Source organism: Alcanivorax sp. HI0044 (assembly GCF_001634945.1).
Genome location: NZ_LWEZ01001642.1, coordinates 1 through 1,174, shown reverse-complemented (window position 1 = coordinate 1,174; position 1,174 = coordinate 1). Strand labels below are relative to the sequence as shown.

The 1,174-nt window shown below is 52.8% G+C and carries 2 protein-coding genes; both read left to right on the top strand.

Going from position 1 to position 1,174, the window contains the following annotated elements:
* Nucleotides 1–326, top strand: a 326-nt coding sequence (locus A3730_RS24735) for a superoxide dismutase (protein WP_197477622.1), incomplete at its 5' end; no start/stop codon positions are given.
* A gap of 189 nt (nt 327–515) precedes the next feature.
* The gene (locus A3730_RS24730; protein ID WP_063520366.1) at nt 516–1,067 is read left to right on the top strand and encodes a hypothetical protein; all 552 of its coding nucleotides are present in this window, start codon (nt 516–518) and stop codon (nt 1,065–1,067) included.
* Nucleotides 1,068–1,174: the final 107 nt, after the last annotated feature.

The window sequence follows — 1,174 nt, the reverse complement described above, 5'->3', positions numbered from 1 at the left end:
CTCCCAGTGGTGATCTGGGCGCAGCCATCGACAAGGCGTTCGGTTCTTTCGACGAGTTCAAGAACCAGTTCAATGCCAAGGCAACCGGTAACTTCGGTTCCGGCTGGACCTGGCTGGTGAAAAACAGCGATGGCAGCCTGGAAATCGTCAACACCGACGATGCGGACACCCCGATTGCCCACGGCAAGGGTCAGGCCCCGCTGTTCACCGTGGACGTGTGGGAGCACGCCTACTACGTGGACTACCGCAACGCCCGTCCCAAGTATCTGGAGTCCATCTGGAACCTGATCAACTGGGATTTCGCAGCCAGCAACTTTGCTGCATAAACCCGGTTGGGTAAGCCTGAAGGGGTCTTTGCAGATACCGTTCAGGCAATGAAAAGGGCCGCTTTTGCGGCCTTTTTTGTGTCTTTATGGCGATAGAAGGGTAAGTTTGGTAGCGTCCGACAGGCTCGGGATCTTGTTGGCCGGATGACGGTCAAATTCCGGGATAATGATGACAATAACAGGTGTTGTATGCGTTTTATTGGATTGGTGATGTTGCTGGCCGGCTTGTGGGTGACTCCGGCCATGGCAGCCGAACAGGCGAGTGACACAAAAACAGCGCAAACAAAGAGCGCTGACGAAGCAGCAAAAAGCCCGGAGCAGCAGGCCATGGATAAACTGGCCGCTGCGGGAATTGGTGAAGCGATAAAGGCGATCAAGAAATTTGGCAGTTTTTACCCTTTCGGATTGGTCCAGAAGGGGGATTCTGCGCAGGCAATGACTTATACAGGCGAAAAAGAGGATGCTCCAGCGCCAGAGCAATGGGTGGAGGTTCTGTACAGAAAGCTTCAAGAAGAAGGGAAGAAAAAGCCGGATGTGGACATGCTGGCTTTATTCCGACTGCATGAAATCAGCGATGATGAAGGGAACCAGGTAATCGGTGTTTGGGCCCTCGTCGATCATCGGGATGTGCGGCCGTGGGTTATTTTCCTGCCATTTCTTGAGAAAGATAACGGAAAATACGAACCGGGCGAGCCAGTCTACTACCCGACCGACCAATCGCTGTTCGATCATTCAGAGTAACGTTGACAGCCAACGTTGAGATAAATAATCAACCAAACGGGGTGTCCCCCGGGAAGTAAAGCATGACGCGAGATCGTGAAGTCAATCTTGGTGACCTGAATGACGTT

Coding starts and splice junctions, on each gene's coding strand:
- A3730_RS24730 (WP_063520366.1), top strand. CDS start 516: ATGCGTTTTATTGGATTGGTGATGTTGCTGGCCGGCTTGTGGGTGACT.